This window comes from Winogradskyella damuponensis, from assembly GCF_039538385.1.
Lineage (GTDB): Bacteria > Bacteroidota > Bacteroidia > Flavobacteriales > Flavobacteriaceae > Winogradskyella > Winogradskyella damuponensis.
The window spans coordinates 1-759 of the sequence record NZ_BAABCB010000034.1 but is presented as its reverse complement, the minus strand read 5'-3'; the positions used below and the strand labels follow the sequence as shown (position 1 = coordinate 759).

The 759-nt window shown below is 30.8% G+C and carries 1 protein-coding gene; it reads left to right on the top strand.

Annotated elements, in window-relative coordinates:
• Window positions 1-621: DUF4738 domain-containing protein (locus tag ABD730_RS17085; RefSeq protein ID WP_344716108.1), on the top strand; the 621-nt coding region annotated here is incomplete at its 5' end.
• Window positions 622-759: the final 138 nt, after the last annotated feature.

Genomic DNA, 759 nt, shown 5'->3' with positions numbered 1-759 from the left:
CGTTACCAAACAGTTGAAAACCGAACAATGAAACAACTTTTTATTTTAATATTAACATTTTCAATTTTATCGAGTTGCAACCGAAAAAAATCGGAAAAAACTCAATCTGAATTTAAGCCAAAAACGGAATTAAAAGCAGAAACTAAACCTGAACCTAAAAAATTGGACACAACTGTTGTTTATTGGCAAACGGACTTCGATACTATCCAAAAAAATCAAGAAGTGAAAATCGGGAATGAAATTCACCAACTTGAATTAAAAACATATTCGTTGAACGACAGCTCAATTGTCCGAGTAAACGACTTGAATAAACCAATAATTTATAAAGACATATATCACGATAATGTAACTGAAATAATATTAAAAAAAGGAAACGATGTTATTCTTAAATCTCAAGTAAAGAAATCGACATTTAAAGATAGTCTTGACGGAGATTTTTTAAAATATTCTGTATTAAGAAGTGTGGAATATGATTTTATACGCTCAAACCGACTTTATTTTAAAGCGGATATTGATGTTCCAGATACTGATTGGGCAATCGGAAGTGATTTTGCGATTTTTTATCAAACCGAGAAAAAAGGACAAATTGATTTTTGGAATATAAAAGACATCGGATTATAAAAAAACCGTTTGGTAACAACGTGTATAATTCATTGCTAGTACTCGCCTACTTACGAAAATCCTCGCGGATTTTCTATTCAGTTTGTATTTGCTAATTTAGTTGCTGAAACACGCAACGAAATCATACACAAAACCGTT